This is a genomic window from Desulfobacter curvatus DSM 3379 (genome assembly GCF_000373985.1).
Classification (GTDB): Bacteria; Desulfobacterota; Desulfobacteria; order Desulfobacterales; family Desulfobacteraceae; genus Desulfobacter; species Desulfobacter curvatus.
In genome coordinates this window covers 13,723-27,425 of record NZ_KB893065.1, presented here as the reverse complement: position 1 = coordinate 27,425, position 13,703 = coordinate 13,723, and the positions used below count along the sequence as shown (strand labels likewise).

Here is a 13,703-nt window from a genome sequence, read left to right as displayed (position 1 = left end):
TAAAGGAGATACAAAATATGGCTGAAAGCAACAAACAAGATAAAACCATGGCTGTTCAGGATCCTTACAGATCATATAATTTCAAACTTCTAATCGGCGACATGACCGAAGGTCACTTTATGGAATGCAGCGGCATGGGTGTTAAAATAGAAAGCATTTCATACAGGGAAGCAGGCAACAACCAGGTTGTGAGAAAAATACCCGGTCCGGTTGAATATGGAGATATTGAACTTAAATACGGCCTTACGGATTCCAGGGTTTTATGGGATTGGTTTATGAGCGGTGTTAACGGAAATATTGAAAGAAAGAATGTTTCGATCCAACTGCTGAACAGCTCGGGAAGCCTTCCTGTGATGCAGTGGGACCTGATCAATGCATGGGCCTCGGAATGGAAAGGTGCTGAACTTGATGCGATGGGAAAAGAAATCGCAATAGAAAGCGTAACCCTTGTATATGAAACACTGCAGCGTACAGGTCAAAGTGGTGGTGATGGTGATCAAAAGTAAAGCCGGAATAAAATTGGCTTTATTTACTGCAAGGCTGTTAAAAAAAACATCGGATTTAATTTATACATCCATTGAAACGCCATCAGTAGATAAACAGAGCATGATTTTTCAGAATAAATTCGAACCTTTTTTAACCTCTGATACACCTCCTGCTCAGTGGGCGGAAAAAATAGCTGCCGCAGGAGAGGTTCAATGGTTTGCCTGGAATAGCCACACAGGCCTTGCACCGGATACCGGACCCATTAATACAATAGATGACTCTGTCAGCAAAAAACAAACAGATGTTCATTATACTGTAAGTCCCGTTGAAAATATAAAAAATGATACCAAGGCCGGTTTTTCAGTAAAAAAAGATAATCGTATATTCAATAAAACAACAAAAACATGGATAGATCCGGGAACAAAAAAAAATATAGGTTATGAATTTCATAAAGCCCCAAAGATACAGAGTGAACCGGGTTATAATTTAAAAGAAGTACCGTCGGCATTGACCGAAAAACGTGCTTATTTTACAAAGGAATCCATCAAAACAGCATCCCCCGAAAGCGATATTTTGCCTAAAGAGATTGATGACCCCTTTGTCAGCATAAAGGAGCCTGTTTTAGTTAAGATAAAAAAAACCATCTTTGGCAATCAAACTAAACCCAAAGCTATTTTTTCCAACCGCAATAGGCAGCCCCTGACTGTCAACACCCAGATTCAACCCATAGTAAAACATGATAGTAATTCAACAAGTGATTTTGATTTTCATAGAAAATTTAAAAAAAAGAGAAAATCCAGTATTCAAACCAAAACAAAAATGCCCTTAAACAGGGATAAAACAATGGATGCTGATATTCGTTTCAGGCCTATTGAAAAACAGACTCCAGACATCAATAACAACAAAACAATAGTAAAATCAAATAATTATACTCAAAGCAGGCACACCATGGACGCTGAAAGAAAAACGAAAGCAGGGATTCACATGTCTGTCTCAAAGGGTGTCTGGCCAAAACTGCCTGAAATTACTCCCCCTATCCGGAAATACACTCCGGCAGTAAACGTTTTAGAACGCATTACAATCCTTGAAACAGAACAGAAAGGGGGCTTATGGAGCGTATAGCTTTTTTAACTGAACCGGATGACTTAAGAATCAGCTGTATGCTGAACCCTGAAACGATTACCATTAAAAGAAGTGCGGGTGTGAAAGAAAAAGAATCCATCGGCGGGCTTATTTCAGGCTATAACCAGAGTGATATGCCGTTACTGTATACCGGCGGAGGCGTAACTTATATTGAGATGGAACTGCTTTTTGACGTTACTATCAGGGGATCAGGGATAATATCCGGCGACGTAAGGGACTATACTGCGCCCTTTTTTGAAATGGCGGAAAACAAATACGGGGGGTTCGGTTCCAAAGGTCCGAAAACGGTACGGATGATCTGGGGTAAAAACTGGAATATCCCCGGAGTAATAACGGATATTGCAGAAAGGCTTGATTACTTTACAAAGAGCGGTGTACCAAGACGTTCCTGGGTCACGTTAAGATTACGAAGAACGGAAGATGAATTTACCATCTCTGATCTGATTGAAAAATTAATCCGGTTAATCAACAATTCTGCTGATCTTATAGACGCACTGGACATAACGTCTCCCTATCAGCAGGCTGAAATCCTTGAAGAACTGGAAAACCTATCAAATATCTCTGTCTTGAATGATAGGCTGGATGCCATTGCTGCCCGCTATTACAATACACCTTCTTTGTGGCGTGTACTTGCAGCATTTAACGGCATTATGGACATTGCGGAAAACTATGGCAACAAACTGATAAAAATTCCATCCATGGAGGCATTGACAAAACTATTATGAGACCGTTAACGACACTGCCTGATATAGATATTGAAGTAAACGGTGAGCCACTGCTCCCAGGTATTGTAAAAAAAATAACCGGGATTACCGTTATTCAGAAACTTTGTGTTCCATCTGTCTGTGAGATAGAATTTTCAGATGATGAAGGGACGATCGTTGCCTCTGACAACATGGTTCCCGGTACGGAATTTACAGTTAATATCAGGGGTGAGGCAGACCCTCTTTTTAAAGGCGTTTTTACGGCAACTGAGTATCATTACGGGCCCCAAGGCAATATTACAACATCAGTACGGGGGTATGACCCTCTTATTTCTATCTGTAAAACACAGCAGACAACAACGTATACTCAAGTGACGGCCTCGGACATCTTTAAAGAGATGTGTGATTTTAAGGTTTTGGAGAAAAAAGCCCTTACCGAATGGGAACGCTTGGTTCAGTTTAATGAAAGCGATATTGATTTTGTTACTAGAATTTGCCGTGATTCAGGGTGTTTTTTCTTTTTTCATCAAAACTGCATTAACATTTTTGATCTTTGTGTTTCTGAGCCTGATATTCATCTTACTGCCGGTGAGAACCTTCATGAGTGCCGTTTTGAAGTAAATAGTTCACGTTCATTAAAATCTGTTTATACAAATGGATGGAACCCTTTTCTTGCAGAGCTTAACGACAGTAAAGTTTCTGAGTCCGGAACCGGCTCCAATATTGATTTTCAGTTAAGTAAAAATGCTGAGAATCTTGCATCTGAAAAACAGCTGGTGGATATGCCTGTCTGCAACACAAGGGAGGCGGAATCACTGTCCAGGGCGGCGCTTGATATCAGCAAGGCAAGTGAAATTTCCTTTAGCGGCACTGCTGAGGGAACCCCACAATTGTTTCCGGGTATAACAGCCTTTGTTGATAAGGTTGCAGGTGAATTTAAAGGAAACTATAAACTTACGGAAGTCACCCACATCCTGAATACGCAATACGGATATATTTCAAGGTTCACAACAATGCCCCCTGAAAACAGGTCTGGCAAACCTGAAGCAGTAACAACCTTTGGAACAGTAACAGACATCAATGACCCTGAAAATACCGGCAGAATAAAAGTCAACCTTGAAGCTTACAATGACACTGAAACAGGATGGCTGAATGTGGTTCTTCCCGCTTCAGGAAAAGAAAAAGGCCTGGTAATGCTTCCCTGTGTCGGGGACAGGGTTCTCGTTCTTTTTATGAACAGCAACCCTGGCAGGGGCCTGGTTTTAGGCGGTGTTTCCCCCGATGCAAACAACTCACACAAATGGGGAATTGATTCCGGCAGTGTCAGCAGTTTCTCATTGATCTCCCCGCTAGGCCAAAAACTAGTTTTAAATGATAACGAGCAGACCATTGTGCTTGAAAACAAGCCCGGCAGTTCTATAAAACTTGGGCCCCAGCGTCTTGAAATCAATTCAAAAACCGATGTGATCATTGAGGCGAGCGGAAAAACCATAACCCTTAAAGGGGCTAATATAGATTTTACCAAAGGATGATTATTTGAATTTTATACTTACTGAAAATGCAAAACTTGTGTGCAAACATGAACTCGGTACTGTAGGAATAGTCCCATCGCAGGATTTTGTTACGATTAACAAAAACAAAATTCTCGTTGAACCTGATACCGTTGGCAAACCCGTTGCAGGCTGCCCTAATGTGGGTGCTTCCATAAAACCCTGCATGCTGACGTTAACAGTTTCTCAGGGATATTCAGACTTGATCAGGATAAACGGCAGGCGCGTTTGCCTTGCTTCACTGAAGGGCATTACAGACGGAACACCACCGGGGGGTGTGGAATATCTGGTCAGAAATCCCGGCCAGACACTTGCCGGGGTTACATAGGAGTCAATTCAATGAAACGTTTTAATGCGTTTAAGTTTAACTTCTCATCTGAAAAAAATATAGCCCTTAAACAAGGTTTTGATAAAGGCCTTAATATTTCAGAGATGGGAACGCTTCAAATGGTTGATGAAAGCAATTCCATCAGGCAGTCGATATTAATGATTCTTTCAACAATCCCAGGTGAACGTATCATGCGTCCGGATTATGGATGTGAACTATACAAACTGACCTTTTCACCCAATGATGAAACAACGGCAGGCATTGCTATCCATTACATAAAAAAGGCAATTACAAAATGGGAACAAAGAATACAGATCATTGATATTGATGCCGTTCCCAATGCCGTATACGGCGAAATTCTCGATATTACAATGTCATATACAATTAAAAAGAACCTTAACAAAGATTTTTTAACATATTCTTTTAATTTGGAAGGTTCTGAGGCCCATGATTAAGTATAAGCTAATGTAAAACAGAAAACACAGGATCAGATATGTCACTAATATCTCCAAACCTTGACGACAGACGTTTTGATGACCTTATGGAAGAAGCGTTGAAAACGATAAGGAACACCTGCCCTGCATGGACTGATCTTACGCCTTCCGACCCCGGCATTGTTCTGCTGGAATCATTTGCCCACCTTACGGAAACAATGATATACAGGTTAAACAGGCTCCCTGATAAAGCTTATATTGAGTTTTTAAAACTTCTCGGAGTTAAACTTTTTCCACCTTCTTCTGCTGCTGCCGTTCTGACATTTTCCTTAACTGCGCCCCAAAACAGCCCTGTGGTTATTCCTTTGCGAACAAGGGTAACAACAAAATCAGCAGGGTCTGATTCGGCGTCACCGGTTTTTTACACCCATGAAAAAGCCATTATAAAAAAAGGGGAGCTGTCTGTTAATGTAACAGCTTCTCACTGCAACTTTCACGATGGAGAACTGATCGGCACAGGGACAGGCAGGCCGGGGTTAACACTTACTATGAAAAACGCCCCGGTTGCCGTTGCATCTGTGGGGAAGCACGATTTTATTGTGGGTGTGGAAACACCGGACGACGAACTTGAAGAGCGTGCCCCTGCGATAGAATTTCAGGGAAAAACATATAGAATATGGAATGAGACCGAGAACTTTACCGGCAACTCGGAAACGCCGTATATTTATACTGTTGACAGAACAAGAGGTATTGTTTCCTTTGCCCCTGAAATTAAATCCGGCAAAGGAGACTCAACCCAAATTTTAGGAAATGTTATTCAAGACGGACGTGGGGTAAGAGTATGGTATACTTCAGGGGGCGGTCCCGGGGGTAATATCGGCCCTGCAACGCTTACAAAACTCAAAGATCCTATTCAGGGCATAAGTGTAACCAACACGTTTGCCGCCACTGGCGGGCGGGAACAAGAATCTGTGAAGAATGCAATCTTAAGGGGCCCAAGAGAACTGCACTCCCTGGAAAGAGCTGTTACTGCTGAAGATTTCGAATTGATAGCCATGAAAAGTTCTGGGGGGGTCATAAGGGCAAAAGCCTTTACAAAAGCAGCGCGTTGGGCACATGCACAACCGGGAACCGTTGAAATACTCATTGTACCCAATATTTCCGAAAACAGAGACAATGTTTCCCTTGAAATACTGAAAATAAAAGAAAACAATGAGACACTAAACCAGATACAAAATGCCCTTTTAAACAGAATGCCCCTTGGAACCACCTGTCTTGTAAATTGGGTCCGGTATAAAACCGTAAATGTTAAGGCCAAAGTAGCTGTCCACAGGGGGCAGGACCCCAATGCGGTAAAACAGCGTGTGGAAGAAAGGCTCTATAAAACAATCAACCCCTTGCCGGATAATTCAGAAGGAAGGGGCTGGCCGTTTGGAAAGCCACTTAGGATTTCCGATGTTTATGACATTATTCTAAAAGAGCCGGGAGTAAGCTATGCAGATAATGTCTTTTTTACTGTGGATGATGTACCCAACGGAGAAATCACCTCTGTGGTGGAGGACCATTTTCAAAAAGACACCTGGTATGCGTCAGATACGACAGCTCTTTACAGAACGATGAATAACGGTGAAGGCTGGGAAGCTGTCCTGCAACTTACAAATGATGTGAGTACAATAAAGTCTGTATGCCTGAGCAAAAATAATCCCGGTGCCATTGCTTTAAATACAAAAAATACAGGGGACATCAAATCAACGGTTTATTTTTCATCAGATTGCGGTGAATCCTGGTCATCCATAGCTGGTACAGCCTTTGAAATTGAAGATATCGCCCTAAGCGAGCGTGACGGTGTCCCTCTTTTACTTATGGCAACGGATGTGGGCCTGTATGAACTGTGGGCAAAACCCGGAGCAGTGCCGGTCCAGCTGCTTGTGGATACTGAGAATCAGGGCTCAGGTTTTTATAAAGTAACCACTGCATTTGATAACAGGGGAACCCAGTATGTGATAACCTCTTCCCAGAAAGAAAAAGGGATATATATGTCTGCCGCCGGGGGAAAAACAGGAACATTTAGAAATATCGGCCTAAAAGGGAAAGACATAAGGACCCTTGCTATCCAGATAGACGGCCCGAGAACATTTTTATGGGCCGGCCCAACTGTAATGGGAAATGACGATGGTGACGGATGCTGCTATACGGAACTAACAGGTTCCGACATTTCAAAAGACGGCTGGTCAACGATTAATGAAAGCTGGGTTGGAGGCAGTGTAAGGGCCATCGCATTTATGGAGTCAACTGTTTTTGCCGCAACTCATCGGGGCGGCGTTCTGTCGGTAAACATGGCTTCAAGAAATAGAATATGGCGCAGACCAAACATCAGATGCGGACTTCCTTCAAGGGATGCTGAAAGACTTTTTCAACCTGTCTCAACCCTATCCGTAAATATGGAGCAGTCCATTCTTCTTACGGGTACACCAGAGGGTGTTTTTACAAGTAAAGATGGAGAACATTTTACCAACTGTTCGGAAAACAGCTTTACGGAAAAAGTTACACTTCCTGAAACATGGCTGTTCTGCTCCGGTACTCATGAAATCCATGTTGAAACAGACGGAGAAACCTGAGATGGAAAAACATAAAATTATACCATTGCTGCCGGGGATTTTTCAGCAAAGTGCCAAACCGGGAAACCCTCTTTTTGCTTTTCTCTCGGTTATGGAAGTGATGCATGCAGATTCTCAAACAATATTAAAGAACCTGGACTCTTTTTTTGATCCTGTCAGAACAGATGAAAATTTTATCCGTTTTCTTTTAAAATGGGTGGACATGGACTGGCTGATTGATGACGAAGATGCATCCGGCAAAATGATAAAGAAGGATAATTTAAGGCTTCTCATTGCCAATGCCTGGTATCTTTCAAAATGGAGGGGAACCGCCAAAGGTCTTATCATGTTTCTCGAAACTGCCACCGGCGTAAAAGGTTTTTTAATCAATGAGAACGCCAAAGATGAAAAAGGAATGCCTTTACCCTTTCATATAATAATAAATGTACCTGAAAATGCAGTACCGATGCTGCATATTATTGAACGGATTATTGAAAAAGAAAAACCTGCTTATGTAACCCATGAAACAAAAATTTTGATAGAGTCGTAAGCGCCTGTTTAAAAAGTTCCATATACGTCACTAATTTCTAAACGGAGGTAATATTATGGCCAGAGATTTTGCGATAACGACAGTGAACAGCCAGATAGAGCTGAAAAAAGGAAAAAAAAGTTCTGTTTCTTATACTGTAACCAACAGTAGGGGAACTCAGCTGACAGCCCGTGCGAGAATATCACCCTTAGAAGGTGCGGATGAGTCATGGTTTACAATAGAAGGTGAAAGTGAAAGGGTCTTTGCAGAAAACGACACCCATCAATATTCAGTATCTGTAAATATTCCGGCTGAAATAGAACGCGGCTCCTATAAATTTAAACTGGATGTTTTCTCTGTTGAAAACCCCGATGAAATTTTTTCTGAAGGGCCTGTAATTGAGATTCTCATATCGGAAGCCCCGATTGACGATAACAATAACGACAAACCGTTTCCATGGTGGATTATAGCTGTTATTGCGGCTGTAATTCTTATCGGTGGTGGCATTATCTGGTATGTTATTTCAAATAAACCCCAACCCAAACCTGAACCTGAACCTGAATCTGTAAAAATTGAAATTCCGTGCAGCATTAAAGGGAAAAAATATGAACAGGCATTTGAACTTTTAAACAACAAAGGAATTAAATATCAGGTTTTTACAACCGAAAAAACAAAAAAAAGTATTGAAAATACCATCTCCGCCAGAACCGTAGCTCCGGCCGCACCTAGCAATCTTACCGTAACTTCAAGACCTGCAATAAGACCTATAACCGTTTTCCCTGTGGTTGTTGATACGGACCCCAAGTGTAAAACCAAAATTGATCCGGATCAGATTGTTAAAGTATACTTTGGTGAAAAAACCAGTGCGCCATATGTTCGTCTGGAAAAAACGTTTCTTGAATTTAAAGCAGGGATGAATAAAGAGCTGCTGAAAAATCTCGATACTGTCCACAGGGTACGGCAATGAGCTGAATAAATACAAAATCGGTTATGCACTTCGTTCAAGTCGACAATCAGTTGTTAAGATAACAGTATTGCGAAGTGCATAACCCGAATAACGGCCATGGGCCGACCTGGTCTATCAGCTGCCAGGCATAACCCACAACAAAGCTTGAAAGATCTGAGTAACTTACCCAGACTTTCTTATAAAAAAAAGGAAAAAAATTTGAGCCCCCAAAAAAAATTTTTCATTCTGTTAGCTGTTTTAGGTGTTGTCACCGTATGCGCCATGGGAGCAGGCATATATAATGACAGGGAAGACAGACCGGCTGCAACGGAACAAGAAGCGAAAAAACAAAGCAGTCAGTATGAATGGCCGGGGATGTTCAGCACGGTCATTGGAGGGTTAAGTCCCGGCATTAAAATTTCAGATATATCCTTCGAACAGCTTCATTCTTCTGAATATCGTTTTTTAATAAAAGAAAAGAAAGATACCCCATTCAGGGCGTTAAAGATAAAAGTCACCAGAAGTAAAGATAATCAAAATGGGACTGCATCCGGAAAAGTCATCTATCGGGCTAAAGAGAGTCCCATTGAAGAATTGTCAAATCAGGAAGAACCTTTGCGGTTTCCGCCCTCGAACGCAGACCAGGAATCAGTTTCCCTTGCTATTGTTGAAAAAGGTGGAAACCTAATACTATTGCCCAATCCCGGATCAAGGTTTGTTATGGTAGAGGATAAAGAACAATTATTCTTATGTGAGAAATCAAAAAACGGTAAATTGAGTTATAACACAAAAAAAATAAAATAATTTTGGAAACTGCCCATGAATAAACTAAACAAACCTCTTTTTTTTCTTTCTGTAGTATTACTTGTCATTATTGTTTTCAGTGAAGCGGGCTCAGCTTTTTTTATCGGTATCAGCGGGCAGGCAATATCCTCCCCGGGGTACGGAATCCCCTGTCTTGCATTCTTTGATGGGCTTGTTATGTTCAGCATTTTTTTAATCAGCGCTTCGCTTTTCATTCCTGAACGTATCCAGGGAAAAATCCAAGGCATTATCACACTTATTTTTTCTTTAATCATGATATTCACTGCAATTGGCCTCGTTTTTTACATCCTTTTAAAACTTGCAATAATGGTGGCCCTCTTTGTAGCACCGATATTCGGTACCCTTGCTTACCTTGCGGTATTCGGGCATTTTGAAACAGGTGGCGCAAGACTTATGCTCAGCTATATTATGATGCTAAAATTTGTCTTTGCCGTTCTTCTGATCCTGTCACACAGGCGATTTATTGAAAACAAGGGACTTGTTCTGGTTATAGTGACATCAGTTGTTTCGGGTGTGATTGTCTCGCTTTGCCATAATATTGTTCCATCGTTTCTTGCGAGCATTACAGACGCAATTGCAGGGATTGTTGTTTTGATCATCACCCTTATCTGGTCGATTTTTTTTCTTATCGGCTCTATAAAATCAGTATTAAAAGCAGTGGGGTAATAATTAAGGAGTTTTTAGATATTTTATGATCACCCGTAAATTGTTTTCTTTGTTGCTGATGTCTGCCTTGTTGCCCGGCTTGATTCTATTGGGTGGCGAATCGTTGGCCGATACTAAGCAGGCACATGCACTGCAACAACAAGCGGTCGCACGCCTGGATCACTTCATCAGCCATTTCCGCCGTACATTCGACCGGACATTGCTGATTTCCGAACTTGCGACCGCGGAAACAGAACTCGGCCAAAGCGTGCAACTGTTTCAAGTTGCGGATGATTTGGCCGGTAGCGCCTTATCGTTGATCAAAATCGGAGATGTACGCCGCTATCGTGATCAATGGCAGGAAGCGGTCAACGCATACCAAACTGCGGCCTCAGCAGCAAAGCGGGCCAACTCCCCGGCTCTGCTCTGTCAGGCATTGTTGGGCCATGCGCGGGCGCTGCTGTATGGGTACAGTGAAGCGGATGCCGCCAAAGCGCTGATCCGGGAAGCGATACCTTTGGCACATCAACTGGAAGATTCCAAGTGCACCTTCGACAGCCTTGACCTGCTGGCGCAGGTGCAGATTGCCCAGGGTGACATTGCCGGTGCAGCAGACTCCCTGAATCGCGCCTTTGCCGGCCGCAATGGTGTTGATGACGACAGCCTGCTTTTTTACGGCTATCTTGACCGGGCCGAATTGTATCAGAAGGTTGCAGAGAAGTGCGATTACCAAAGAGATTTTGAACCCTGCCTGCAGGCAGTCGTGCTATCGGCACGGGACTATGGTTCGGCACAAGGCATTGCAAAGAAGCTCGGCTGGGATGCCCTCGCCGATCAAACGCGTGGCTTTCTGCGTCGTCTCAAGATTCGGAAACAAATGATCGAGAGTCAACGCCGCATGCATACGCTGGTCAGGCAAACCGATCTGTTTTCACCCCGCACAGCAGAAGATGTGTTCCTGAGCCCCAATTTCGTTGCGGGCCCCAACGTCTGGGCGAAGGGTCTACTGACCTGGATAGAAAGTCAAGGCGGCCTGCCCGTGCCCAACGATGCGCGGGGAGCCTACATTCGCGGCCTGTTCAGTGAGATGAATGGCGATACAGACCGGGCGCTGGAATCCTACCTGCGTGCAACGGATCTTCTCGAGCAGGATCGCGGCACCCTCAAGGAAGAGCGATCGCGCGGCGCGTTTATTGAGGACAAAGTCGACTTTTACTACACGGCACTACTGCACCTGCTGCAACGCGGCCGCACCGCTGAGGCATTCGAACTGATGGAGCGATCACGGTCACGCGTCATGCTGGACCTTATCAAGACCAAAGAGATCTCTTTAGCCTCAACTCGGGAGCGCGAACTCTATGGACGCCAACTCGCGCTGGGCGCCAAGATTAGTCAATACCAGAATTGTCTGTTTGCCGCACGTAGTGACATGGCACCCGTATCACCACTTTGCGCCTCTCTTGAAACGGGGGGATCCGGAACGGCCAACGACGAACGAGGGGTAAAGCCGATCAAATCCGGGGTAAACCAGATAAAGCTCGACATATCTGGCCTGCAGCAGGCGCTCAAACGGCTTCAAAACCAGTACCGGCAACTGGAAGCAGAGGTCGCCAAACGCGCGCCCCGTTTGAACCACCTGACACGTTCCGAACCGGTCTCTCTAAGCGCTTTGCAAAAAACCTTGGCTGCCGACGGCAGTGAACTCGTTGCCTATCTCACACTCCATAGCCAGTTGCTCATCTGGCATATCACCCGGGCAAAGGTGATCGTACATTCGGTGTTTCTGCCCCGTTCGGAGTTGAAGAGGAAGATTGCCGCGCTCCGGAAAAGTCTCATCGACCCGATGCAACCCTATGACGAGAACCTGGCGCACCAACTCTATTTGTATCTGCTGTCACCTATCATGGACCAGGTTAAATCAAACCATTTGGTGATCGTCCCCCATGAAGATCTGTACTACCTGCCGTTTCAAGCATTGTACCAAAGCGCGGGCAAGGGATATGTGGGCGCAGGTTATGAAATCACCTACGCACCCAGCGCAAGCATTCTGAGCCTGATGCCTGCGCCCCAGCCGCTTGGGAATCCGAGCATTCTTGCTGCCGCCGACCCGTCACTTGGCTTCGCACCCGGAGAGGTGCAGGCCCTGGGGACTCATTTCAGGGGTATGATCGTCGCCGACAGACTCATGACCGAATCGGCACTGAAGGCGTCGGTTTCAGGCAAACAGCTCGTGCATCTTGCAGTGCATGGCAGTTTCGTTGCTGACGAGCCCCTGCTGTCTTATCTGCACTTGAAAAAAGACAGCGTCGACGACGGACGCTTAACTGCTGCCGAGATGTACGGTTTGTCACTCGATTCTGCCCGGCTGGTTGCGCTGAGCGCCTGCGAGACCGGCAGTGTCAAAGCCACTCACGCCAATGAAGTATTGGGAATGATGCGGGGACTGCTGTTTGCAGGGGGCGATGCGTTGTTGCTGTCATCCTGGAAAATCGATGACTCCGCCACCGCAAGCTGGATGCAGACCTTCTACAACGCCGCCGATAGATACACACCGGCACAGGCATCGGTAACTGCAATCAAAGCGCTGCTAAACAACCCAGCCTATCAACATCCTTATTACTGGAGTCCTTTTCTGTTGGTAAGCCGCTAAAAAGATTCCATTTTCATGTTTATTGTTATTGCAACCGAATGTACCAAAAAATTTACGATTCACCCTGTTGAACGTCAATCGGTGTCAGGATTTCATCCGGAGCGGGTATTGCCCGGGGGATGCCGATATCTTCAAAGAAGAGTTCAATCTCTCTCTCGCGTCGCTTCTTCAGGCCGGCCAGTTCTCTGCCGCCTGCTTTTACCCAGCGGCGCAACTGCAAGGGTACCCGTTCAAATTCGTCTTTATTAATAACCTTGAGAAGTGTCGAGCTTCGAAAATTCCCCCCCCCGACATTGTACACAAAATCACACAGGGCGGCATATTGACCATCCGTCAGCGGCACTTTTACCGCTGTCAACACTGCCAGTTCAGCCCGCTCCATGTCCTTTCGAAGCATTTGGGCGCCTTTGGATTCACTGACGCCCTGAAGGAACTCTTCGGGCTCACTACCGTCACAGGGCGCTAATTTGACCAGATGACCATATGCGATGGTGCAGTACCGGGCCGCATCGTTATAAAGATGACTTCGAAATCCTTCCGAGTCTTTGGTCAGCTGCAGCCCTTTGTCATATACGCCCGGCAGAGTGCTCCCCGGAGGCAGGGCCGTCCGTTCTTCGGGTTCAAGAAAAATGCCCGCGGTAAGCTTATCCATTGTTATGTAGGAGGGAATTTCAACATTCTTATTACAGCCTCCAACAAATCCACTTGCCATTACGATAATGATGAATCCTGCCAAACGTATATATTGCATCGTCCTACCTCCCATTATGAGTTAGTCCAAAAAAGCATTCGCGCTGTATTCTTCGCACCGGTTCAAGGCATCTTTGATCCTGTTGCATAAGTGGGTCAAGCCGGTGAACATCTGT

Annotated in this window: 13 protein-coding genes; 12 read left to right on the top strand and 1 reads right to left on the bottom strand. The window is 44.6% G+C overall.

Annotated features, from left to right (window positions below):
* Nucleotides 1-17: 17 nt before the first annotated feature.
* From B147_RS0114775 to B147_RS0114720, 12 genes are all read left to right on the top strand, one after another.
* Entirely contained in the window at nt 18-506 is a 489-nt protein-coding gene (locus B147_RS0114775) for a phage tail protein (RefSeq protein WP_020587974.1), read from the top strand.
* Nucleotides 490-1,608 (top strand): hypothetical protein, encoded by a 1,119-nt coding sequence (locus B147_RS0114770; RefSeq protein ID WP_020587973.1) that lies wholly within the window; start codon nt 490-492, stop codon nt 1,606-1,608. Before B147_RS0114775 ends, B147_RS0114770 begins: the two co-directional genes overlap by 17 nt.
* The gene (locus B147_RS30365; RefSeq protein ID WP_020587972.1) at nt 1,596-2,354 is read left to right on the top strand and encodes a CIS tube protein; all 759 of its coding nucleotides are present in this window, start codon (nt 1,596-1,598) and stop codon (nt 2,352-2,354) included. Before B147_RS0114770 ends, B147_RS30365 begins: the two co-directional genes overlap by 13 nt.
* Nucleotides 2,351-3,865, top strand: coding sequence for a phage baseplate assembly protein V (locus B147_RS0114760; protein ID WP_020587971.1), 1,515 nt, complete (start codon nt 2,351-2,353; stop codon nt 3,863-3,865). Before B147_RS30365 ends, B147_RS0114760 begins: the two co-directional genes overlap by 4 nt.
* 4 nt (nt 3,866-3,869) lie before the next feature.
* Entirely contained in the window at nt 3,870-4,211 is a 342-nt protein-coding gene (locus B147_RS0114755; RefSeq protein WP_020587970.1) for a hypothetical protein, read from the top strand.
* A gap of 11 nt (nt 4,212-4,222) precedes the next feature.
* The gene (locus tag B147_RS0114750; protein ID WP_020587969.1) at nt 4,223-4,666 is read left to right on the top strand and encodes a GPW/gp25 family protein; all 444 of its coding nucleotides are present in this window, start codon (nt 4,223-4,225) and stop codon (nt 4,664-4,666) included.
* A gap of 38 nt (nt 4,667-4,704) precedes the next feature.
* Nucleotides 4,705-7,263, top strand: a complete 2,559-nt coding sequence (locus B147_RS0114745; RefSeq protein ID WP_020587968.1) for a baseplate J/gp47 family protein — start codon at nt 4,705-4,707, stop codon at nt 7,261-7,263.
* 1 nt (nt 7,264) lies between these two features.
* Nucleotides 7,265-7,792, top strand: coding sequence for a phage tail protein (locus B147_RS0114740; RefSeq protein WP_020587967.1), 528 nt, complete (start codon nt 7,265-7,267; stop codon nt 7,790-7,792).
* Nucleotides 7,793-7,847: 55 nt separating this feature from the next.
* The gene (locus B147_RS0114735; RefSeq protein WP_020587966.1) at nt 7,848-8,738 is read left to right on the top strand and encodes a COG1361 family protein; all 891 of its coding nucleotides are present in this window, start codon (nt 7,848-7,850) and stop codon (nt 8,736-8,738) included.
* Nucleotides 8,739-8,936: 198 nt separating this feature from the next.
* On the top strand, nt 8,937-9,521 hold the full coding sequence (locus tag B147_RS0114730; RefSeq protein ID WP_157237896.1) for a hypothetical protein: 585 nt from the start codon (nt 8,937-8,939) through the stop codon (nt 9,519-9,521).
* Between the two features lie 15 nt (nt 9,522-9,536).
* Nucleotides 9,537-10,208, top strand: coding sequence for a hypothetical protein (locus B147_RS0114725; RefSeq protein ID WP_020587964.1), 672 nt, complete (start codon nt 9,537-9,539; stop codon nt 10,206-10,208).
* A gap of 25 nt (nt 10,209-10,233) precedes the next feature.
* Nucleotides 10,234-12,837 carry a CHAT domain-containing protein gene (locus tag B147_RS0114720; protein WP_020587963.1) on the top strand — a complete coding sequence of 868 codons (2,604 nt, stop codon included), beginning with the start codon at nt 10,234-10,236 and terminating at the stop codon, nt 12,835-12,837.
* A 52-nt stretch (nt 12,838-12,889) separates the two neighbouring features.
* Here B147_RS0114720 and B147_RS30360 read toward each other — a convergent pair whose 3' ends face one another.
* Nucleotides 12,890-13,588: a lysozyme gene (locus B147_RS30360; protein WP_020587962.1), complete on the bottom strand. Its 699-nt coding sequence runs from the start codon at nt 13,586-13,588 to the stop codon at nt 12,890-12,892.
* Between the last annotated feature and the right edge of the window lie 115 nt (nt 13,589-13,703).

What these genes read in the sequence shown, in the direction of transcription:
- B147_RS0114740 (WP_020587967.1), top strand. Translation starts at nt 7,265, where the DNA reads ATGGAAAAACATAAAATTATACCATTGCTGCCGGGGATTTTTCAGCAA.
- B147_RS0114725 (WP_020587964.1), top strand. Translation starts at nt 9,537, where the DNA reads ATGAATAAACTAAACAAACCTCTTTTTTTTCTTTCTGTAGTATTACTT.
- B147_RS0114760 (WP_020587971.1), top strand. Translation starts at nt 2,351, where the DNA reads ATGAGACCGTTAACGACACTGCCTGATATAGATATTGAAGTAAACGGT.
- B147_RS0114735 (WP_020587966.1), top strand. Translation starts at nt 7,848, where the DNA reads ATGGCCAGAGATTTTGCGATAACGACAGTGAACAGCCAGATAGAGCTG.
- B147_RS0114750 (WP_020587969.1), top strand. Translation starts at nt 4,223, where the DNA reads ATGAAACGTTTTAATGCGTTTAAGTTTAACTTCTCATCTGAAAAAAAT.
- B147_RS30360 (WP_020587962.1), bottom strand. Translation starts at nt 13,588, where the DNA reads ATGCAATATATACGTTTGGCAGGATTCATCATTATCGTAATGGCAAGT.
- B147_RS0114720 (WP_020587963.1), top strand. Translation starts at nt 10,234, where the DNA reads ATGATCACCCGTAAATTGTTTTCTTTGTTGCTGATGTCTGCCTTGTTG.
- B147_RS0114770 (WP_020587973.1), top strand. Translation starts at nt 490, where the DNA reads ATGGTGATCAAAAGTAAAGCCGGAATAAAATTGGCTTTATTTACTGCA.
- B147_RS30365 (WP_020587972.1), top strand. Translation starts at nt 1,596, where the DNA reads ATGGAGCGTATAGCTTTTTTAACTGAACCGGATGACTTAAGAATCAGC.
- B147_RS0114745 (WP_020587968.1), top strand. Translation starts at nt 4,705, where the DNA reads ATGTCACTAATATCTCCAAACCTTGACGACAGACGTTTTGATGACCTT.
- B147_RS0114775 (WP_020587974.1), top strand. Translation starts at nt 18, where the DNA reads ATGGCTGAAAGCAACAAACAAGATAAAACCATGGCTGTTCAGGATCCT.